The organism is Pseudomonas sp. ADPe, assembly GCF_014843515.1.
Lineage (GTDB): Bacteria > Pseudomonadota > Gammaproteobacteria > Pseudomonadales > Pseudomonadaceae > Pseudomonas > Pseudomonas citronellolis.
Map to the genome: position 1 here is coordinate 2,180,601 of NZ_CP062122.1, position 18,361 is coordinate 2,198,961.

25 protein-coding genes are annotated in these 18,361 nt (G+C 63.9%); 5 read left to right on the plus strand and 20 right to left on the minus strand.

Annotated features, from left to right (window positions below; translation table 11 throughout):
• Window positions 1-20: 20 nt before the first annotated feature.
• From IG194_RS09970 to coq7, 3 genes are all read left to right on the plus strand, one after another.
• The gene (locus IG194_RS09970; RefSeq protein WP_009615668.1) at window positions 21-812 is read left to right on the plus strand and encodes an SDR family NAD(P)-dependent oxidoreductase; all 792 of its coding nucleotides are present in this window, start codon (window positions 21-23) and stop codon (window positions 810-812) included.
• Window positions 813-889: 77 nt separating this feature from the next.
• Entirely contained in the window at window positions 890-1,228 is a 339-nt protein-coding gene (locus tag IG194_RS09975) for a histidine triad nucleotide-binding protein (protein ID WP_009615667.1), read from the plus strand.
• A gap of 98 nt (window positions 1,229-1,326) precedes the next feature.
• Window positions 1,327-1,974 carry a 2-polyprenyl-3-methyl-6-methoxy-1,4-benzoquinone monooxygenase gene (gene coq7 / locus IG194_RS09980; RefSeq protein WP_043269228.1) on the plus strand — a complete coding sequence of 216 codons (648 nt, stop codon included), beginning with the start codon at window positions 1,327-1,329 and terminating at the stop codon, window positions 1,972-1,974.
• Between the two features lie 98 nt (window positions 1,975-2,072).
• Here coq7 and speD read toward each other — a convergent pair whose 3' ends face one another.
• The 3 genes from speD to IG194_RS09995 form a co-directional block, all read right to left on the minus strand.
• On the minus strand, window positions 2,073-2,867 hold the full coding sequence (gene speD, locus IG194_RS09985) for an adenosylmethionine decarboxylase (RefSeq protein ID WP_009615665.1): 795 nt from the start codon (window positions 2,865-2,867) through the stop codon (window positions 2,073-2,075).
• Between the two features lie 222 nt (window positions 2,868-3,089).
• Window positions 3,090-3,512 carry an OsmC family protein gene (locus IG194_RS09990; protein ID WP_009615662.1) on the minus strand — a complete coding sequence of 141 codons (423 nt, stop codon included), beginning with the start codon at window positions 3,510-3,512 and terminating at the stop codon, window positions 3,090-3,092.
• 543 nt (window positions 3,513-4,055) lie between these two features.
• The gene (locus tag IG194_RS09995) at window positions 4,056-5,036 is read right to left on the minus strand and encodes an IS5-like element ISPst5 family transposase (protein WP_058487595.1); all 981 of its coding nucleotides are present in this window, start codon (window positions 5,034-5,036) and stop codon (window positions 4,056-4,058) included.
• A gap of 38 nt (window positions 5,037-5,074) precedes the next feature.
• Between IG194_RS09995 and crp the strand changes: the two genes are divergently transcribed.
• Window positions 5,075-5,713, plus strand: coding sequence for a cAMP-activated global transcriptional regulator CRP (gene crp / locus IG194_RS10000; protein ID WP_058489665.1), 639 nt, complete (start codon window positions 5,075-5,077; stop codon window positions 5,711-5,713).
• A gap of 391 nt (window positions 5,714-6,104) precedes the next feature.
• Here crp and trpC read toward each other — a convergent pair whose 3' ends face one another.
• Genes trpC through IG194_RS10015 form a run of 3 tightly spaced genes read right to left on the minus strand, consistent with a single transcriptional unit; the run spans window position 6,105 to window position 8,580 of the window.
• On the minus strand, window positions 6,105-6,941 hold the full coding sequence (gene trpC / locus IG194_RS10005; protein WP_058487596.1) for an indole-3-glycerol phosphate synthase TrpC: 837 nt from the start codon (window positions 6,939-6,941) through the stop codon (window positions 6,105-6,107).
• Entirely contained in the window at window positions 6,938-7,987 is a 1,050-nt protein-coding gene (trpD, locus tag IG194_RS10010; RefSeq protein WP_009615656.1) for an anthranilate phosphoribosyltransferase, read from the minus strand. Before trpD ends, trpC begins: the two co-directional genes overlap by 4 nt.
• A complete protein-coding gene (locus tag IG194_RS10015) occupies window positions 7,984-8,580 on the minus strand; it encodes an aminodeoxychorismate/anthranilate synthase component II (RefSeq protein WP_058487597.1) in 597 nt (198 codons plus the stop codon). Before IG194_RS10015 ends, trpD begins: the two co-directional genes overlap by 4 nt.
• A 228-nt stretch (window positions 8,581-8,808) precedes the next feature.
• Between IG194_RS10015 and IG194_RS10020 the strand changes: the two genes are divergently transcribed.
• Complete coding sequence (locus IG194_RS10020; RefSeq protein WP_058487598.1) at window positions 8,809-9,243, plus strand: hypothetical protein; 435 nt, start codon at window positions 8,809-8,811, stop codon at window positions 9,241-9,243.
• A gap of 54 nt (window positions 9,244-9,297) precedes the next feature.
• Here IG194_RS10020 and IG194_RS10025 read toward each other — a convergent pair whose 3' ends face one another.
• From IG194_RS10025 to IG194_RS10090, 14 genes are all read right to left on the minus strand, one after another.
• Window positions 9,298-10,017 (minus strand): hypothetical protein, encoded by a 720-nt coding sequence (locus tag IG194_RS10025; protein ID WP_058487599.1) that lies wholly within the window; start codon window positions 10,015-10,017, stop codon window positions 9,298-9,300.
• A 69-nt stretch (window positions 10,018-10,086) separates the two neighbouring features.
• Complete coding sequence (locus IG194_RS10030) at window positions 10,087-10,533, minus strand: hypothetical protein (protein WP_141679870.1); 447 nt, start codon at window positions 10,531-10,533, stop codon at window positions 10,087-10,089.
• Entirely contained in the window at window positions 10,533-10,820 is a 288-nt protein-coding gene (locus IG194_RS10035) for a hypothetical protein (protein WP_197674183.1), read from the minus strand. Before IG194_RS10035 ends, IG194_RS10030 begins: the two co-directional genes overlap by 1 nt.
• Window positions 10,810-11,271 carry a hypothetical protein gene (locus IG194_RS10040; RefSeq protein WP_058487602.1) on the minus strand — a complete coding sequence of 154 codons (462 nt, stop codon included), beginning with the start codon at window positions 11,269-11,271 and terminating at the stop codon, window positions 10,810-10,812. Before IG194_RS10040 ends, IG194_RS10035 begins: the two co-directional genes overlap by 11 nt.
• A 64-nt stretch (window positions 11,272-11,335) precedes the next feature.
• Window positions 11,336-12,757, minus strand: a complete 1,422-nt coding sequence (locus tag IG194_RS10045) for an AAA family ATPase (RefSeq protein WP_141679869.1) — start codon at window positions 12,755-12,757, stop codon at window positions 11,336-11,338.
• Window positions 12,758-12,770: 13 nt separating this feature from the next.
• Window positions 12,771-12,977 (minus strand): helix-turn-helix transcriptional regulator, encoded by a 207-nt coding sequence (locus IG194_RS10050; protein WP_058487603.1) that lies wholly within the window; start codon window positions 12,975-12,977, stop codon window positions 12,771-12,773.
• 80 nt (window positions 12,978-13,057) lie between these two features.
• Window positions 13,058-13,330, minus strand: a complete 273-nt coding sequence (locus IG194_RS10055) for a hypothetical protein (RefSeq protein WP_058487604.1) — start codon at window positions 13,328-13,330, stop codon at window positions 13,058-13,060.
• On the minus strand, window positions 13,327-14,526 hold the full coding sequence (locus tag IG194_RS10060; RefSeq protein WP_064987675.1) for a tyrosine-type recombinase/integrase: 1,200 nt from the start codon (window positions 14,524-14,526) through the stop codon (window positions 13,327-13,329). The genes IG194_RS10055 and IG194_RS10060 overlap by 4 nt, the downstream gene beginning before the upstream one ends.
• Before the next feature lie 491 nt (window positions 14,527-15,017).
• Entirely contained in the window at window positions 15,018-15,278 is a 261-nt protein-coding gene (locus IG194_RS10065; protein ID WP_009615653.1) for a hypothetical protein, read from the minus strand.
• A complete protein-coding gene (locus IG194_RS10070) occupies window positions 15,275-15,634 on the minus strand; it encodes a hypothetical protein (RefSeq protein ID WP_043319277.1) in 360 nt (119 codons plus the stop codon). Before IG194_RS10070 ends, IG194_RS10065 begins: the two co-directional genes overlap by 4 nt.
• Window positions 15,631-16,248, minus strand: coding sequence for a glycoside hydrolase family 19 protein (locus tag IG194_RS10075; RefSeq protein WP_043319275.1), 618 nt, complete (start codon window positions 16,246-16,248; stop codon window positions 15,631-15,633). The genes IG194_RS10070 and IG194_RS10075 overlap by 4 nt, the downstream gene beginning before the upstream one ends.
• A gap of 11 nt (window positions 16,249-16,259) precedes the next feature.
• Window positions 16,260-17,276 (minus strand): phage late control D family protein, encoded by a 1,017-nt coding sequence (locus IG194_RS10080; RefSeq protein ID WP_058487605.1) that lies wholly within the window; start codon window positions 17,274-17,276, stop codon window positions 16,260-16,262.
• Between the two features lie 46 nt (window positions 17,277-17,322).
• Window positions 17,323-17,529: a tail protein X gene (locus tag IG194_RS10085; RefSeq protein ID WP_058487606.1), complete on the minus strand. Its 207-nt coding sequence runs from the start codon at window positions 17,527-17,529 to the stop codon at window positions 17,323-17,325.
• Complete coding sequence (locus IG194_RS10090; RefSeq protein WP_058487607.1) at window positions 17,513-18,349, minus strand: phage tail protein; 837 nt, start codon at window positions 18,347-18,349, stop codon at window positions 17,513-17,515. The genes IG194_RS10085 and IG194_RS10090 overlap by 17 nt, the downstream gene beginning before the upstream one ends.
• Window positions 18,350-18,361 lie beyond the last annotated feature (12 nt).

Sequence of the window (18,361 nt, forward strand, 5' to 3'; positions counted from 1 at the left end):
CCCATTCCGGAGACCCATCGATGCCACGCTATGCCCTGATCACCGGCGCCTCCAGCGGTATCGGCCTCGCCCTGGCCGAGGCCCTGGCGCGCCGCGGCCAGGCCCTGATCCTGGTGGCGCGCCAGCGCGATGCCCTGGAGAGCATCGCCTATGAGCTGGCCCAGCGTTTCGGCGTGGATGTGCTGTTCCGTATCTGCGACCTGTCCGAGCCGCTGCAGCTCTCCGGACTACTGCATGAGCTGGAGCAGTCCGGCCGGCAGATCGAGCTGCTGGTGAACAATGCCGGCTTCGGCAGCGGCGGCGCCTTCGTCGAGCAGGACTGGTCCCGCGAGCAGGAGATGATCGAGCTCAACGTCCTCGCCCTGGCGCGCCTGTGCCACGCCATCGGCGGGCAGATGGCGCGCAGCGGCGGCGGGCAGATTCTCAACGTGGCGTCGGTGGTCGGCTTCATGCCCGGCCCCTGGATGAGCAACTACTACGCCAGCAAGGCCTACGTCCTGCACCTGTCCGAGGCCCTGCGCAGCGAACTCAAGCGCCATGGCGTGAAGGTCTCGGTGCTGTGCCCGGGGCCGACGCGCACGGCCTTCTTCCGCAATGCCAGCGTGGAGGCCGCCCGCCTGGACGGCAGCAAGCTGATGATGAGCCCCGAGGAAGTGGCGCTGATCACGGTGAAGGCTCTGCGGCGCAACAAGGCCATCATCATCCCCGGCTGGCGCAACCGCCTGATGGCCTGGAGCCCGCGTCTGGCGCCGCGCTGGCTGGTGCGCTGGATCGCCGGGCGGGCCAACCGTTCGGTGCTGCCCAACCCGTAGCTCCAGCGCGCCAGGCTGGGTTCCCCGGCCGCGGCCGGCTAAACTGCGGACCATCGCCCCCTATCGGAGGACATCCCATGGACTGCCTGTTCTGCAAGATCGCCGCGGGGGAAATCCCGGCGCGCAAGCTCTACGAAGACGACCAGGTCATCGCCTTCCACGATATCGGCCCGCAGGCGCCGGTGCATTTCCTGGTGGTGCCGAAGCGCCACATCGCCACCCTCAACGACCTGGAGGAGGCCGACAAGCCGCTGGCCGGGCACATCCTCCTCACCGCTCAACGCCTGGCCGCCGAGCAGGGCTGCGCGGAAGGCTTCCGCGTGGTGATGAACTGCAACGACCTGGGCGGCCAGACCGTGCACCACATCCACATGCACGTCCTCGGCCAGCGCCAGATGCACTGGCCGCCGGGCTGAGCCGCCAGGCGCGGGGCGGCCACGCAGGCGCCCCGCCGCAAGACCTGTCATCGGCAATCCGTTAAACTGGCCGCTGTTTTCCCTTTCGGAGGTGCGCCATGTCCGCCGACCGTCACTATTCCCCCGCCGACCGTTTCCTGCTGCAGGCCGATGCCGCGCTGCGCACCCTGCTGCCCTTCAGCGGTCACCCGGCACGCCCGTCGCCGGCCATCGTGCAACCCGACGCCGAGCTCGACGAGGCCGACAGCCGCCACATCGCCGGACTGATGCGCATCAACCACACCGGCGAGGTCTGCGCCCAGGCGCTGTACCAGGGCCAGGCGCTGACGGCCAAGCTGCCGCAGGTGCGCAAGGCCATGGAAGAAGCCGCTGACGAGGAGGTCGACCACCTGGCCTGGTGCGAACAGCGCATCCGCGAACTGGGCAGCCGCCCGAGCCTGCTCAACCCGCTGTTCTATGGCCTGTCCTTCGGCGTCGGCGCGGCGGCGGGGCTGATCAGCGACCGCATGAGCCTGGGCTTCGTCGCCGCCACCGAGGACCAGGTGTGCAAGCACCTCGACGAACACCTGGAACAACTGCCGGCCGAAGACCAGAAGAGCCGCGCCATCCTCGAACAGATGCGCATCGACGAGGAACAGCACGCCAGCAACGCCATCGAGGCCGGCGGCCTGCGCTTCCCGGCGCCGGTCAAGTTCGGAATGACGCTGCTGTCCAGGGTGATGACCAAGACCACCTACCGCATCTAGGCTTCAGGCTTCAGGCTTCAGGCTTCAGGCTTCAGGCGAACAGCATGACGCGCTCTTCGCTCTTGCCTACAGCCTACCGCCTAAAACCTGCAGCCATCTCAGTGCGGCATGTTGCGACCGTAGAAGATCTCCAGCATCTCGTGGCGGACGCGTTCTTCCACCTGCTTGCGCTGCTCCGGCGAGAGGTTGCTCGTGGCGTCGCCGAACAGGTAGTTGTCCAGGTCGAACTGCTTGAGCAGCATCTTGGTGTGGAACAGGTTCTCCTGGTACACGTTCACGTCGGTCATCTGGTAGGCCTCGTACGTGTCGTCGGAGAGGTAGTTCTGGATCGAGTTGATCTCGTGGTCGATGAAGTGCTTCTTGCCCTCCACGTCGCGGGTGAAGCCGCGCACGCGGTAGTCCACGGTGACGATGTCCGAATCGAACTGGTGGATCAGGTAGTTGAGCGCCTTCAGCGGCGAGATCACCCCGCAGGTGGAAACGTCGATGTCCACCCGGAAGGTCGCGATGCCTTCCACCGGATGGATCTCCGGGTAGGTGTGCACGGTGATATGGCTCTTGTCCAGGTGCGCCAGGATGGTTTCCGGTAGCGGCCCGGGGGATTCCTCGATCTGGCTGTCGGTCGGGGTGACCGGCTGCTCGGAGATCAGGATGGTAACGCTGGCGCCTTGGGGGTCGTAGTCCTGACGGGCGATGTTCAGGATATTGGCGCCAATGATGTCGACAACATCGGTGAGTATCTGCGTCAGGCGCTCGGCATCGTACTCTTCGTCGATGTACTGCACGTACGCCTGCTGGTCTTCCGGCGTCTCGGCGTAGCAGATGTCATAGATGTTGAAGCTCAAGGTCTTCGTCAGGTTGTTGAACCCGTGGAGCTTGAGTTTGCTTTTCACCGTGGGGGAACTCTCTTCAATGCGGCTCTGCCGCGTGGTTGAGCATGCCCGTCAGATGCTTACGGCGCACCTGCGTAGGACGGTTTACACCTCTTCGCGTTGGCGATTGTGGTTGCTTGGTTTGGGGCCTGGCCCCGAAAAAAGGTGGCGCATTATGCAGAGGTCGGGCGACCTCTGCCAGCCTTTACGCCACCGCCATGACGATCCCGTGACGAGAGGATGTCAGCCGAGCTCGACGATCTCGTAGTCGTGGGTGATCTCCACGCCTGCGCGGCCGAGCATGATCGAGGCCGAGCAGTACTTCTCCGCCGACAGCTCGACGGCGCGCTTGACCTGGGCTTCCTTCAGGCCGCGGCCCTTGACCACGAAGTGCACGTGGATCCTGGTGAACACCTTCGGGTCCTCGCCGGCGCGATCGGCCTCGAGGAAGGCCTCGCAGCTCTCCACCGGCTGGCGGCCCTTCTTCAGGATGCTGACCACGTCGAAGTTGGTGCAGCCGCCCAGGCCGAGCAGCAGCATCTCCATCGGGCGCACGCCCAGGTTGCGGCCACCGGCATCGGGCGGGCCGTCCATCACCACCACATGACCGCTGCCGGATTCACCGAGGAACATGGCCTCGCCGGCCCACTGGATTCTCGCTTTCATGCACAGGCTTCCGCCGGAAAAAAGGGGGCGACAGCTTATCACAAGGCCTGGAATGCCCGGCGATGTTGACCAGGTCTCAATTCGAGCCCTGACACCTTAACGTTCTATTATGCTGGCGTCATTTTACTGGCACACTCACGAGGTTAAATTGACAGCCCGACCAGCTTTTGATTGTCGGCGCCAGAACGTCTGTTTAAGCTCTTGCCATCAAAAAAGACCGCCAGCCATCGAGCTGCGGCACCGATGCTCGGGGGAGAGCGTCGTAACGTCACGGTAAGCCAGCCAGGGACGACACATAACAACTCGACAAAAGCGCCTGTCGTGCACAGGGCCATTCTTATAATTTCGGGACTCGGGCATGGTAGCTATTACCCTTACACCCAAACACAAAAACCTCGGGATGGTCTGAAGTAGTCAGGTATTTCTGGCTGACTCCAGCCCTTGCCGATTTCAAAACGGTGATTCGGCTAAAAAACGATCAAATCATCCCCTATTTCCGGATTTATAGCCGGCGCGAGCACCTCGCGCCGGCCATTTCCCGCATTACAGACGCACCTCTCCTGCATTCGTCAGCAAATGTCGGCGCGCCATCCACAGGTTCGACAGCGCGAACAGTGTCACCAACTGCGCGGTGTTCTTCGCCAGGCCACGGAAGCGTGTCTTCACGTAGCCGAATTGGCGCTTGATCACCCGGAACGGGTGCTCGACTTTGGCGCGCACCTGGGCCTTGGATTTCTCGATCTTGCGCTTGGCTTTGTACAGCGCACTGCGCTTACTCAGCTTCTTGTACGTACTGCGGCGGGCCGCAATCTGCCAGATCACCTCCCGGCCTTCATGTTCCGGGCGTTTCTCTACGCCAGTGTAACCCGCGTCGGCGCCGACCATGTTTTCCTTTCCATGCAGCAGTTTGTCGACCTGGGTAACGTCAGCAACGTTGGCTGCCGTCCCCACCACGCTGTGCACCAGGCCAGACTCGGCATCCGCGCCGATGTGGGCCTTCATGCCGAAGTAATACTGATTGCCCTTCTTGGTCTGGTGCATTTCCGGGTCACGCTTACCGTCCTTGTTCTTGGTCGAACTCGGCGCATGGATCAGCGTGGCATCGACGATGGTGCCCTGGCGCAGCGACAGGCCCCGATTGCCCAGGTAACCATTGATCACCGCCAGAATCCCGGCCGCCAACTCGTGCTTCTCCAGCAGGCGACGGAAATTGAGGATGGTGGTTTCGTCGGGAATACGCTCTAGGTTCAGCCCGGCAAACTGGCGCAAGATTGTGGTCTCGTACAGCGCCTCCTCCATCGCTGGATCGCTGTAGCCGAACCAGTTCTGCATCAAATGTACGCGCAGCATCGCCATCAGCTGATACGCCGGACGACCACCTTCACCCTTGGGGTAGTGCGGCTCGATCAGGGCAATCAAACCCTTCCACGGCACCACCTGATCCATCTCGATCAGGAACAACTCTTTGCGGGTCTGCTTGCGCTTGCCGGCGTACTCGGCGTCGGCGAAGGTCATTTGCTTCATCGGGAAACTCGGGCAACGGGATCGGCGTATTTCACCAGATTCGGGAAGTCTTTTTCAGACCATCCCTCGACAAGTTGCTCGCACACTGTCACCGCCGCCGCTACACCCCAAAGAGCACCATCATCTACGCCGGGGATCGTTGCGAAAGCCTGTTCTTCATCATCAAGGGCTCGGTCACCGTCCTGATCGAGGACGACGATGGCCGGGAAATGATCATCGGCTACCTCAACAGCGGTGATTTCTTCGGCGAGATGGGGCTGTTCGAGAAGGACGGCAGCGCCGCCCAGGAACGCAGCGCCTGGGTTCGCGCCAAGGGTGAATGCGAGGTCGCCGAGATCAGCTACACCAAGTTCCGCGAACTCTGCCTGCAGGATCCGGAGATCCTCCTCACCCTCGGCAGCCAGATGGCCGAGCGCCTGCGCAAGACCACGCGCAAGGTCGGCGACCTGGCCTTCCTCGACGTCACCGGACGCGTCGCCCGCACCCTGCTGGACCTGTGCCAGCAGCCGGACGCCATGACCCACCCCGACGGCATGCAGATCAAGATCACCCGCCAGGAGATCGGCCGTATCGTCGGCTGCTCCCGGGAAATGGTCGGCCGCGTGCTGAAGAGCCTGGAGGAGCAGGGTCTGGTGCACGTGAAGGGCAAGACCATGGTGGTGTTCGGCACCCGCTGAACTCCGGCAGCAAGAGCGCCGCTTGCCTCCATGGGGGAACGGCGTTCTTCCAGCTGTTTCCGTGGTGCGGGCGCAGAACGTAGGGAGACTCGGGCGTAGGAGCAACTGTCTGCGCCGAGGCGTTTTTCGTAGGATGGGTTGAGCTTGCGAAACCCATGCGGTTGCGCTGATGGGTATCGCTTCGCTCAACGCCATCCTACGAAAAGCCATGCGCGCTCATGCGGTAGGAGCGGACTTTGTCCGCGATTGGACTCCTCGGCCACGCCGGACGGAACGCCCCATCTCCCGTCAGGACGGGGCGCACATGGAGAGGGATCGGAGGCAAAGGCGAACACCTTTGCTGCCCCCTCTACAACAATGCCAGCCTTCCTGATTGCGCGTCCCTACAAACTCAATCCGGATCGGCGCCCAGCACAGCACTACGGCGCTCGGGGAAGAACAGCCGCTTGAGCTCGACACCCGGATCATCGGCACGCATGAACGCCTCGCCGACCAGGAACGCATACACCTCATTGACCTCCATCAGCTCGATGTCGGCGCGGTTGAGGATGCCGCTCTCGGTCACCACCAGGCGATCGCGCGGAATCTCCGGCAGCAGGTCGAGGGTGGTGTCCAGGCTCACCTCGAAGGTGTGCAGGTTGCGGTTGTTGATGCCGATCAGCGGGGTGTCCAGGGTCTTCAGCGCACGCTCCAGCTCATCGCCGTCGTGCACCTCGACCAGTACATCGAGCCTCTGTTCCTTGGCCACCGCAGCCAGTTCGACCATGCGCGCGTCGTCCAGGGCGGAGACGATCAGCAGGATGCAGTCGGCGCCGATGGCGCGGGCCTCGACCACCTGGTAGGGGTCGATCATGAAATCCTTGCGGATCACCGGCAGCGCGCAGGCGGCGCGGGCTTCCTGCAGGTAGGCGTCGCTGCCCATGAAGTAGTCGATGTCGGTCAGCACCGACAGGCAGGTAGCCCCGCCTTCCTGGTAGCTGCGGGCGATGTCCGCGGGCGAGAAGTTCTCGCGCAGGATGCCCTTGCTCGGCGAGGCCTTCTTCACCTCGGCGATCACCGCCGGCTGCTTGCGCTGGGCCTGCGCCAGCAGCGCCGCGGCGAAGCCGCGCGGCGCGTCGGCGGCGCGGGCGCGCTGCTCCAGCTCGGCGAAGGAGACGTGCGCGCGGCGCTCGGCGACTTCCTCGGCCTTGCGGGCCAGAATCTTCTGCAGAACCGTGGGCACAGTCACTGTGCATTCTCCTCTCGGTAAACGGCGGTAAAGGCGGCCAATTCGTCCATTTTTTCCCGGGCCAGGCCGGTGTGCAGGGCATCGTGGGCCAGGTGCATGCCCTCGTGCAGCGTGCTGGCGAGGTCGGCAGCGTAGAGCGCGGCGCCGGCGTTGAGCACGATCAGCTCGGCGGCCTTCTGCCCGGCCTCGGTCCTGCGCCGGCCGAGGGCGTCGCGGATCAGCTCCAGGGACTGCTGCGGGCTGTCCACGGTGAGGCCGATCAGCGTCTGGCTGCGGATGCCGAAGTCTTCCGGCTTCACCTCGTACTCGCGCACCTCGCCATCCTTGAGTTCGGCGACGTGGGTGGCGGCGGCCAGGCTGAACTCGTCCAGGCCATCGCGCGAATGCACCACCAGCACGTGCTCGCTGCCCAGGCGCTTGAGCACCTCGGCCAGCGGCCGGCACAGGGCCTGGTTGAACACGCCGACCACCTGGTGGCGCACGCCCGCCGGGTTGGTCAGCGGGCCGAGCATGTTGAACAGGGTGCGCAGGCCCAGCTCACGCCGCGGGCCCGCGGCGTAGCGCATGGCCTTGTGGTGGACCTGGGCGAACATGAAACCCACGCCGACGCTCTCGATGCAGCGGGCCACCTGCTCGGACTTCAGGTCCAGGTAGATGCCGGCGGCTTCCAGCAGGTCGGCGCTGCCGCTCTTGCCGGACACGGCGCGGTTGCCGTGCTTGGCCACCTTGCCCCCGGCGGCGGCGACCACGAAGGCCGAGGCCGAGGACACGTTGAAGATGTTGGCGCCGTCGCCGCCGGTGCCGACCACGTCGACCACGCGATCCAGGCTCTGCAGATTCACGCCGTCGGCCAGCTCGCGCATCACCGAGACCGCGCCGACGATCTCGTCGATGGTCTCGCTCTTCATGCGCATGCCCATGAGGAAGGCGCCGATCTGCGCGTCGGTGCACTGGCCGGTCATGATCTCGCGCATGACCGCCTGCATTTCCTCGGTGGAAAGGTCGAGCTGGTTGACCACGCGGTCGAGGGCTTCCCTGATGTTCATGCGCGCACCCCGCCCTGCTGCTTGAGGAAGTTGGCCAGCATTTCGTGGCCCTGCTCGGAAAGTATGGACTCGGGGTGGAACTGCACGCCCTCGACGTTCAGCGTCTTGTGGCGCAGGCCCATGATCTCGTCCACGGAGCCGTCGTCATGGGCGGTCCAGGCGGTGATCTCCAGGCACTCGGGCAGGGTTTCGCGCTTGACCACCAGGGAGTGGTAACGCGTCTGCGTCAGCGGGTTGTTCAGGCCGGCGAACACGCCCTGGTCGGTGTGGAACACCGGGCTGGTCTTGCCGTGCATGACCTGGCGCGCGCGCACTACGTCGCCGCCGAAGGCCTGGCCGATGGACTGGTGCCCCAGGCAAACGCCCAGCAGCGGCAGCTTGCCGGAGAAGCGCTGGATCACCTCCAGCGACACACCCGCCTCGTTGGGGGTGCAGGGCCCGGGGGAAAGCACGATGCGCTCGGGGTTCAGCGCGGCGATCTCGTCGACGCTCAGCTCGTCGTTGCGAATGACGTGGATGTCGGCCTTCAACTCGGCAAAGTACTGCACCAGGTTGTAGGTGAAGGAGTCGTAGTTATCGATCATCAGCAGCATAAAGAAGGTATCCTATTGATTTGCAGGGCTTTAGTTCCAGCTTTCCGGGCTTGATACCCGCTTGGATACCCGCAATTTCGTTCGATACCCTGTGCGATGGTCTGGAACTGCCGACACCAAACGCGGCATTTTCGCACGTATCGGCTTTCGCATAAACTGTCAATGAGGGGCGAAGCTGGCACCGCTGGCATGAAGCCGCATCGGACGCACAACAAGAAAGGGGAAACCATGAAAGGAATTGCAGTTCTAGCGGTCGCAACGGCGCTTCTTGCCGGTTGCGCCACCCAAGCGCAGAAAGCCGACGAAGCCTTTGACGTATACAAGGCAACGCTACCCGAACCAAACGCCGACTATGGTACCTATCCCGACAACTACCAAGAGCTAATCAAGGCGTACATGGCGAAGACGCTGAAAGACCCCGAATCGGCGAGGTACGCCGAATTCAGCACGCCGCGCAAAGAACACGCCATAGCGAACAAGCGCGCAATCTACGGCTATTCGTCGTGCGTTCTGGTGAACGCCAAGAACTCTTACGGCGGATACACCGGCAACCAACAATTTTGGTTCTTCTACCAAAACGGGCAGATTGTCAGAACGCAGAACGTAACGACCGGAATGAACATCATCTATCGCGGTCGCCCGATCAACTGCCAGAACGGCTAACGAAAAAAACCCGGCACGAAGGCCGGGCAAAAGTCCCATGGCACTGGGGTTCGGTTAGAACTGAACGCGCGTCGAAGCCTTCGCGGCAAGTGTGGGGTTGTAGAAGCTGTTTCGAACGCTGTTCGCAGCCTTGGCGAACTTCGGCGCAAGTTCAGAAAGCGCAATGCTGCCGGTCATGCGCTTGTAAGCGTCGGGAACCCAACGTTCGGTCGCTTCAAAACGAAGCTTCGAATGCGTTTCGGGGTTGATGCCCACAAGGAAGCCGGGCGAATGGTAGATAACGGCGGCAACGTCCTTGCTTTCGAGCATGGCCGCACGAATCTTCGAAGGGCCGTCGGCCTTGTTCGCAAGCTCCCGAATGTACGTGCGAATTTCGCTTTCAAGCGCGGCATGGCTGGCACGGGGCGAAAACTCCCGTTCGGCCTGCGCTACGCCGTCGCTGTACAGCAGTTCGGCCCGGCGTTCGATGGCCGCTTTCGACTTTTCCAAGGCTTCCACGGTGCGCGCGGCAACAACGCCCGCGACTTCGTGCCGCTGAACTTCGTTGCGGGTTTCGTCCTTCAACAGTCGGGCGATGGTTTCGACGCCATCCCGCAGCGCGATTTGCGCGTTCAGAATGTCCGGCCCTACGTCACTGTCGAACTTTTCGGGGTCGCCAAGGAAGGCTCTTCGGCCCGTTTCGGTTGCAGCCAGTTCAAGAAAGCCGCTTGCTTGCGGCGTCTGTACAAGGCTGTTCGTAAATGCCGGGGCTACGGCGTTGGTCGTTTGGTTCATGGTGAAATTCCTTCGAAGGTTGCGACGCGGAATGCGCCGACGCCTGAACGGTTCGCGTCATCAGCCCCCTTATTCGACGAATTCGCCGGTTGTGCGGTCGAAGGTGCGACCGTCTGCCAGTTCAACGAAACGCGCGCCCTTTTCGCCTTTGCGCATGGGTGCAGGCACGTCTTCGGCGATGGTGCCCACAATATCGGGCGCTTCGGTCGCCGGTTCGTTGGTGCGGCTGCGGGCCGTTGCCAACAGTTCCTTTTGCTGCCGTTCCGCCGCCGCTTCCCATTCCGCAGCCGAACCGAAGTCGGGCATAAGGGCGAACCGGCCCGCGAAGGCACCTAGCGGCCCGCTGGCGGGGTTTTCACCCTTCCGCCAGTACCCGACAACACGAACGGGCAAGTCGGCGCTTACGGGGCCGCCTGCAAGGTCGGCGGGGTTGTAGTGAAGAACCCGGTTCGGCGACGCCTTGCGACGTTGCTTTTCCAGTTTCGACAGCCGGGCTTTAAGTCCGATGCGTGCCATCAGTGCAAGCCCCCGCGCTGTTCCAAGGCTTCGATGCGCGCTTCTAGTTCGCTGTCCGACAGGATGCGCGACAGAATCGAAAGCATGTTGGCAAGGCGCGAAGCGTCGGCAACGTCGATTCGACCGCTACGGGCTTCGCGGTACAGCTTGGCAAGCTCCCGGCTTACGTCGGTCGAAGTCGCCAGCTTGGCGCGGGCGTATTGCTTGGGCATGGGGGGTTCCACGTCATCTTCAACAGTGACGCGGCCTTGCCAGCCGGCGGCGTGCAAATCGGTACTATTTTTCATGGGTCTGTTCCTCAAATTTCCAGCCTTGAACTTGGCAAAGAAGCGTCGCCAGTTCGACGATGGTTTGCCGTCTTTCTTTCGCCATGCGGCCTTTGCTTATGTCTTCGATGCAGCGGCAAACGAAGTCGAAAAACTGCGACTTGGTAACGATGGTGTCGCCGCTTGCGTACCCTTCATCAAGGGCGATAATTTCAGCCGCTACGATTGGGTCGTTCGGCCACTTAACCGCAATGAACGTCGCAACCTTCGTCGTTACGTCATACGGGTAAATCTTCCGCGCCGCGTTGTACGCCGCTATCTGCGGGTCAAATACGCTCTTGCGTTCGAAGTACAGGTTCGCCGCAAATTGCTTTTTCAGCGTCACAATGTCGCCGCGTTCGCGCGCTACTGCGGCCAAAGCCTTTTCGACTTCGCTAACAAATTCTGCGCTTGGTTCAAATTCGAAGTTCATACAATCACCTTTAACTGTTTGCCCACATTCCAAGCCGGACACTGCAACCGGACATAGGACAGCCCTAAAGGGCTGCTGTCCTGTCTGTCCGGGTAGTTGCAGCCCCGGACGTGTCGCGTTGTGTCCGCTGTCCGTCCGGTTGTCCGGCCTGCTGAATCACCTTTGCTATGCAGGCTTCGGCCAACTTTCCGGCCAGACCACCAAGGCGATACACGTTGTTTTCTTCGACAAGTTCGCCGCGTTCGACCAACTCTTTCCGCACGCGCTCGAATGCTTTACGGCGGGCTTCGTCGCTTGGCGCTTCGACGTGCAAGCGGTAGAACACGGGCCGCCATGCTTCGCGGTTGATACCAAGGAAGTTCCCGCCAGCATCGACGCTTCCGTTACTTCGGCAGGCTTCGCGGAACGATTCCATCGCAAGTTTCTGAATGGCGTTCAACGGCTTGGCCCACGGACTTGTGGGCGCTTCTTCCGGCACAACGACGCAAGACGTAATCGCGTCGCCGTCTTCGTCTATTCCGATTTCAACGACGTTAAGGCGGAAGTAATGCGTTTCGCCGTCGCGTCCGTCCTTCGCCTTATCGACTTTCCAGCTTCGGGCGCTGTCGTCACGATTCACCAGAACGGCGGCATCTAGCGCGGCAAACAGGCTTGAATGCCCGCGAAGCCCCTTCGCCGAATCCTTACCCGTGTGGGCAACAAGAACGACAAGCCCGCCGATCAAACGTTGAAGCGTCTTCGCGCCTTCGATCACTGCGCCCATATCGCGGCTACTGTTTTCGTCCATTCCGGGCGCGGCCCTGTTCAGCGTGTCGATAAACACGACGCAGCCGGGCGGACAGACGGCGGCAAGGTCTGCCACGTCCTGCGGGTCGGTAAGGCGGAACGGTTGCAGCAGGAACCGCACGCTATCGGGTATGGCGCGCCCGTGGTGGCGTTGCCACGCGACAACCCGGCCCCGGTATCCGCCTTCACCTTCAAGACCGACATACAGCACGGCAGCGGGCTTTGTGGCGTGTTCGAAGAACGGCAACCCGTCGCCGATGGAAGCTGCCATTTCGAGCGACAGAAACGACTTGCCAGCGGTCGAAGCGCCATAAACAACGGCCAGCCCTTCGATTGGAAAAACGCCCTTGATTCGCCATTGCTGCGGCGGCATTGCTTCCAAGGCTTCGACGGGTAGCGGGCTGAAACGCTGTTTCTTGCTAAGGGCTGTAACCTGCCGTTCGATAACTTCCGTCATCGCGTCGGGGTCGGCCTTCACCTTTGCCCACAAGCCTTTTGCTTTGTAGCGCCCGAACGGCGTAGCCCATTCAAAAAAGAGTTCTTCGAACTTCGGGCCGTGCGTCTTCAACGCGGCGGCAACCATCCGCACGTCGTCTTCTTTCTTCGGTGCAAGGTGCGAAAGAATCCCGCGCATCGCTGCCAGTTCTTCGGCAGGCGACGACGTAAAGCCGAAGTCTGGTGCGGAATTGTGGGCAGACACTAGCGAACCCCCTTCAAGCCGATGCAATCAGGGCGCGTATGTCTTCGACACGCCACGCGGTAACGCGGGGGCCAAGCTTGACCGGCTGCGGGAAGCGCCCGGTTTTGACGCCCTGCCACCAAGTCGATTTCTTGACCGGGATAAGGGGCGGCAAACCCTTGGCGGGGTCGCCGATGATCTGCGGCAGGCGCAGAAAGCCAGTTTCAGGAAGTTGGTTCATTGTGGATTGCTCCCGTCCGTTGCGGTATGGGGCAATCCTATGGCGGCCAAGCTAGGCCATTAAGGGGAAAAACCTGTTCGTTATTTCTGCTGCAATTCTTCGCGGAACTTGCGAATACGCTTCACCAAATCTTTTTTCTTGTGCGAATAAACTTCGCCGTCGTCTTTCGTGATTTTGTACCCGGCGTACTCGCAAATATAGGCTTCGGCGGCTTCGCAGTCGTTCGCAAACTTGCCGCTTATTACGTCGTTCGCGGCCTGTTCGTCGATTTCGGCAAGTCGCTGGCTTGTTGGCCTGCCGCCCTTGTTGGCTTCGGGTATCGGCAAGCCGTCTTCGATGCTGTAGTTCGTCATTGCGCGGCCCCTGCGGTCATTTCGCCGACCATATCCGCCCATTCCTGCATCATGTTTCGGCGGTCTTCCATGTACTGCGCTTGGTTGTAGCTGGCGCGAACCTTGTTGCGTTCGGCGTGCGCCAACTGGCGTTCGATCACGTCAGGCCGGTAGCCCATTTCGTTAAGGATGGTCGAAGCGGTAGCGCGGAAGCCGTGCGCGGAAAACCCGATGCTGTCTTTGCCGTTGAAGCCCATGCGTTCAAGCGCCCGGTTCAACGTGGTAGCGGTCATGCACTCTTTCGGGTTGCGGTAGTTCGGAAACAACATCCCGCGCCCGCCCGTGTGGGTATGCAGTTCGCGCAGCAGTTCGACGGCCTGTTTCGACAGCGGGACTACGTGCGGTTCGCGCATCTTCATTCGTTCGGCGGGTATCCGCCATTCGGCCCGGTCTAGGTCGAATTCCGACCATTCGGCTTTACGAAGTTCGACGGTGCGAACGAAGGTAAGCAACATCAGCCGCAGCGCGATAACGGTTGTTCGATACCCGCCGTATTCGTCTAGCGCCTTCGCAAAGTCGCCGATTTGTTCGCGCGAAAGCGGCTTGCGGTGTTCGACCTTCGGGCGATGAATCGCGCCCTTCAACGCTGCGGCGGGGTCGCTGTCGGCGCGAAGCGTTGCGACGGCATAGCGGAAGATGGCCGAAGACCATTGCCGCACCAGCAAGGCGACGGTTTCAGCGCCCCGGCCTTCAATGCGACGGATGATTTCGAGCAAGTGCGCCGCCGTGACGCTGCGAATCGGTAGCTTGCCCACATAGGGGAACACGTCGGCGGCCAAGAAGCGTTCAACCTGCCGCAGATAGTACGGCGTCCATCCTGCCGACTTCTTCGCTATCCACTCCCGCGCGACGGCTTCGAAGGTGTTTGCGTTGGCCGTGACGTTCGCCAGCCGTTCGGCCTGTCGATTGTGGGAAGGGTGAATGCCTTGTTCGACCAATGCCCGCGCCTTGCGGTGTTCGTCGCGTGCGTCCGATAGGCCGATGGTTGGATAGTCGCCGATGGCAAAGACGTTTTCTTTGCCCGCGATGCGGTAGCGGTAGCGCCACAACTTCGCGCCGGTCGGGCGAACTTCAAGGTACAGCCCGCCGCCGTCCGCCAGCTTCTGCGGCTTGTCTGCGGGCTTCGCGTTGCGAATCTTGGCGTCGGTTAGGGGCATGGCTGCGGGTATCAGGCTTTCGATACCCGCAACGATACCCGCAATTTAACCGGATGACAATGGACAATGATGGTTGCTGTTGACCTTCAAACCCGCGCCGCTACTGGCTTTTAGCTTGGGTATCGGACAACCCTGGACTTCACTGGATGCCGATGATAGTTATCGATCATCAGCAGCATGTCTGCTCGGACCTCAATGATTGCACTGCTTTCGGTTCGCGTCGCCGGCGCACCCGGGGCGGCCTGGGCAGGACCTGGCCATTATGCCAGCGGATGGGGGGACGAACGCGGGGAAGGGACCGGCGCGAGGGCCGGGAAAGAAGGAATCAGGCGCGCCAGCGCCAGCGGGCGAATGCCTTGAGGAGGGAGATGAGGATGCTGTTGCGGTGAATCACGGTAGCGATCTCGCCAGATGATTGCCGAACAGTAGCCGATGGCCGCCCGGCAACGCAAGCCGCACGGGCCCGCGCGGCGCCGGGAGCCGGCGGGCGGCTAGCGGCAGGCGTCCAGCGCGGCGCGCAGGCGGGCCTCGTAGCCCAGGTGCTGCTGGCGCTCGGCGAGCAGTGCGCGGACCTTGGTCTGCAGCGAGTCGGAAGGATGCAGGAGGGAAGTGGCGAACACCGGCATGGGGACGGCCGGCGCCCGGCAGGGAATGGCGACCGGCACCCGCACTTCAAGCGCGGCCGGTTGGGTTGGCGCCGCGGCGGTGCAGGCCGCCAGCAGCGGCAGGCCCACGAGGAGAAGAACTTTCATGGCGCCAGCTCCTGGTCGATGAGCTGGCGCGCAGCGGCGCAGTCCTCGCCGTCGCTGTGCCCCGCCAGCAGGCGCTGGGCGGCCGCCTCGTGGACATCCGCCTGCACCTGGGCCGCCCGCAGCGCCTGGGCGGCGTCGATCTCGCGCTTCCGCGCGGCGAGCGCCAGTTCATCCAGGCGGCGGTTCTGCTCGGTCAATTGGGCCTGCAACGTGCTGCGGCCCTGGGCACAGAGCACACCCTCGACGCGGGCGGCATCCAGTTGCGGACGCAGGTGCCGGGCCGCGAGCCAGGCGCCCACGGCAACGCCGAGGCCGATCAGGAGCAGGACGACGGCGAGCTTCCGGTACAGGCTCATCCCAGCACCTCCTGCGCCCGTCGCCACAGTTTCCGGCGCTCGGCCAGGCCATTGAGGCCGCCGTTGATGCGCCGGGTGATGTCCTCGAAGCGCCCGGCGTCGGCCAGTTCGTTCAGGCCCGCGTCCGCCCACCACCAGGCCGCCGACTCGCAGGCCCAGCGCGGTTCGGCGAGCGACTCCGGGTGGGCCTCGAAGGCCTGGCCGAGCGCCATGCCGACGCGCCGATAGTTGGCCCGGCCGGTGATCTGCAGCAAGCCACGGCCGCGGTAGCGCCAGCCATCGCCGGAAGCCTCGTCGCCATTGCCGTTGCGCCCGGCGTAGGCACAGTTGGCGATGGCCTGGGGCTGGTAGGCCAGTCGGCAAGCCAGCGCGGTGGGCTTGCCGGCGGCGTTGCGGAAGCGCCGCGGCCAGGTGTCCGCCAGGCCCTGGGCGCTGTAGGCGAGGTTTTCCACCAGGCGCGTCAGCCCGGCGCTCTCGTGGCCGACCTGGGCGAGGAAAGCGGCGGCGCGCGGCGCTCGGTCAACCCCGTGGGCACGCATCGCCGGCGCCAGCCAGGGCAGGACCTGGCCGGCCCGGGGAAACAGCTGCAGCAGTTGTTGGTCGGTGATCTCCATGCTGCCCTCCTTCAGCTGCGCCCCTTGCCACCCGCGGCATCGGCCTTGCCCTGGGCGCCACCGTTGCAGGTGATGGTGGTGCTCCAGCCGCTGGCATCCAGACGCTGTTCCACCGAGTCGGTGAGGAACTCGCCGTCCAGGCCGTCCTTGAAGCCGCTCAGCCGCACGCTGCGCTCGGCGAACAGGTCGCTGCGCCCGGGCATCTGCAGGCGCACGAAGGCGCTGCCGCGGTTGAAGTCGGCCAGCCGCGCCCTGGCCGCCTGCTCGGCGGCGCCGCGGTCCGGATAGGGATGACGGTCGACGAACTCGGCGCCGACGTCCTCCGGCGCCTTCGGGTTTTCCAGCGCCACCTGGCGCATGGCGCCGCTGGCCGGGTCCTGGTAGCAGGTCTTCACCCGGCGGTAGACGGTGCGGTCGTCGAGGCGCAGGTCGAAGGAACCGATATCGCCTGGCATCAGCTCCAGCGGCGCGATGGTGCGCCCGGAAGCGCTCTCCCCGGCCTGGCGCGGCAGCACCAGCAACAGGCCGTCGGCCAGCTTGGCGGTGCAGTCGTGCTGGCGGGCCAGGCGGGTGATGAAATTGAAGTCCGATTCGTTCAACTGCTCCGCGCGGGCGACATTCACTTGCAGCGGGCAGCGCGCGCTCCAGTGGTTGCGCGCGGCCAGGTCGAAGACGATCCGCGCCAGGCTGGCGTTCTCCCAGGCGGCGCAGCGGGTGCTCTTGCCCTCGCCGTGCATGTCGCCGGCGCGGCCGCTCAGGGTCAGCCGGCGGGGCGGCCCGTCGAAGCGGAGCGCATCCACCCGGTAGCGGCCCATGGGCGCCAGTTCCTCCCCGGCGTAGCCGAGGAACAGGTCCAGCCAGGCGCCGCGCGCGGGTAGCGCAATGGCGCCGTCGCGGTCGTCGAGGACCAGCTCGAAGGTGTCGGACTCCAGGCCCGGCTTGTCGGTCAGGACCAGGCTGAGCAGACGGTCGCTGAGCAGGTGGGTGATGTCGCTGCCATTGGCGAGCAGACGGAAGGTCGGGCGCACTTCGGGCCTCCGGAAATGAAAGACCCCGCCGGAGCGGGGTCGGGGGTCAGTCCCACAGGCGTACCCGGGGATCGCTGGGGGGCGGCAGCTCGGGCAGGAGGATCAGCAGCCCGGCGCGCAGCGGCTGGGGCTCGTCGGCCAGGCCGGGGTTGGCTTCGAGGACGGCTTCCACGCTGCCCAGCAGGTGCCCGTAGTGGTACTGGCAGAGGCTGTCCAGGCAGTCGCCGTCCGCGGTTCTACAGATCGTCGCCATAGCGGGTGAACTCCAGGGTGAAGGCCTGGCTGCGCGGCACGCCGTCGCTCAGCAGGCTGGATTGGTTCTCGCCGATGCGGGTGATGCACCAGTTGCCCAGCAGTTGGCCGGACCAGCTGCTCAGGCTCAGCGGCTCGCGGCGCGCGGCGATGTCGCGCAGCTTCTGCAACTGGCCGACGCCGGCGCCCAGCAGGGTGGCGATGGTGCCGCTGAGGCTCAGCGTCTCCGCGCCCTGCCCCGGCGACTGCAGGGCCGGGCGCCGGTCCAGGCGCGCCTGGGGCACCCAGCTGTACTGGGTGTCGCGCACCAGCTTGTCGAAGGCCGCGGTGGACAGGTTGAAGTAGAAGGGCGTGGCGTTCGGCGCCAGCGGCCGCATCACCAGCAGGTGGGGCTGCGGCTTGACCGCTTCCGCCGCCGGCGTGGTCAGCGGCGCCAGCAGCTCGCTGGGGATGATGTTGGCCAGCTTCGGGCTGATCGCCCCGGCGATGCGGTTGATCGCCTGCCCGGCCCGCGCCGCCTGCCGGCCCAGCGCGTCCAGGCGCTCGTCCACCCGCTGCACGGCGCGCTCGGCCTTCGAATAGACGGCCACCACCTTGTCCAGCCGCGCATTGGCCTGGTCGATGCCGCGCATCACGCGCTGCAGTTGCGCCGACACGCCGGGCGGCAGGCCCAGCAGTTTCTCCAGTTGGCCGCTGGCGTCCTGCAGCTCGCCGATGGCCTGGTCCAGTGGATCGACCGTGCCCTTCAGCTCGCGGCGGCCGGCCTCTATGGCCTGGCCGATGGACCGCAGGCCGGCCTGTAGTTGCTCCATGTAAGCCATGCTGGCTCCTCA

Bases quoted from the DNA above. Each gene is read 5' to 3' on its own strand.
- IG194_RS09970 (WP_009615668.1), top strand. From the start codon at position 21: ATGCCACGCTATGCCCTGATCACCGGCGCCTCCAGCGGTATCGGCCTC.
- IG194_RS09975 (WP_009615667.1), top strand. From the start codon at position 890: ATGGACTGCCTGTTCTGCAAGATCGCCGCGGGGGAAATCCCGGCGCGC.
- coq7 (WP_043269228.1), top strand. From the start codon at position 1,327: ATGTCCGCCGACCGTCACTATTCCCCCGCCGACCGTTTCCTGCTGCAG.
- IG194_RS09990 (WP_009615662.1), bottom strand. From the start codon at position 3,512: ATGAAAGCGAGAATCCAGTGGGCCGGCGAGGCCATGTTCCTCGGTGAA.
- IG194_RS09995 (WP_058487595.1), bottom strand. From the start codon at position 5,036: ATGAAGCAAATGACCTTCGCCGACGCCGAGTACGCCGGCAAGCGCAAG.
- trpD (WP_009615656.1), bottom strand. From the start codon at position 7,987: ATGAACATCAGGGAAGCCCTCGACCGCGTGGTCAACCAGCTCGACCTT.
- IG194_RS10015 (WP_058487597.1), bottom strand. From the start codon at position 8,580: ATGCTGCTGATGATCGATAACTACGACTCCTTCACCTACAACCTGGTG.
- IG194_RS10020 (WP_058487598.1), top strand. From the start codon at position 8,809: ATGAAAGGAATTGCAGTTCTAGCGGTCGCAACGGCGCTTCTTGCCGGT.
- IG194_RS10025 (WP_058487599.1), bottom strand. From the start codon at position 10,017: ATGAACCAAACGACCAACGCCGTAGCCCCGGCATTTACGAACAGCCTT.
- IG194_RS10030 (WP_141679870.1), bottom strand. From the start codon at position 10,533: ATGGCACGCATCGGACTTAAAGCCCGGCTGTCGAAACTGGAAAAGCAA.
- IG194_RS10035 (WP_197674183.1), bottom strand. From the start codon at position 10,820: ATGAAAAATAGTACCGATTTGCACGCCGCCGGCTGGCAAGGCCGCGTC.
- IG194_RS10040 (WP_058487602.1), bottom strand. From the start codon at position 11,271: ATGAACTTCGAATTTGAACCAAGCGCAGAATTTGTTAGCGAAGTCGAA.
- IG194_RS10050 (WP_058487603.1), bottom strand. From the start codon at position 12,977: ATGAACCAACTTCCTGAAACTGGCTTTCTGCGCCTGCCGCAGATCATC.
- IG194_RS10055 (WP_058487604.1), bottom strand. From the start codon at position 13,330: ATGACGAACTACAGCATCGAAGACGGCTTGCCGATACCCGAAGCCAAC.
- IG194_RS10060 (WP_064987675.1), bottom strand. From the start codon at position 14,526: ATGCCCCTAACCGACGCCAAGATTCGCAACGCGAAGCCCGCAGACAAG.
- IG194_RS10065 (WP_009615653.1), bottom strand. From the start codon at position 15,278: ATGAAAGTTCTTCTCCTCGTGGGCCTGCCGCTGCTGGCGGCCTGCACC.
- IG194_RS10070 (WP_043319277.1), bottom strand. From the start codon at position 15,634: ATGAGCCTGTACCGGAAGCTCGCCGTCGTCCTGCTCCTGATCGGCCTC.
- IG194_RS10075 (WP_043319275.1), bottom strand. From the start codon at position 16,248: ATGGAGATCACCGACCAACAACTGCTGCAGCTGTTTCCCCGGGCCGGC.
- IG194_RS10085 (WP_058487606.1), bottom strand. From the start codon at position 17,529: ATGGCGACGATCTGTAGAACCGCGGACGGCGACTGCCTGGACAGCCTC.
- IG194_RS10090 (WP_058487607.1), bottom strand. From the start codon at position 18,349: ATGGCTTACATGGAGCAACTACAGGCCGGCCTGCGGTCCATCGGCCAG.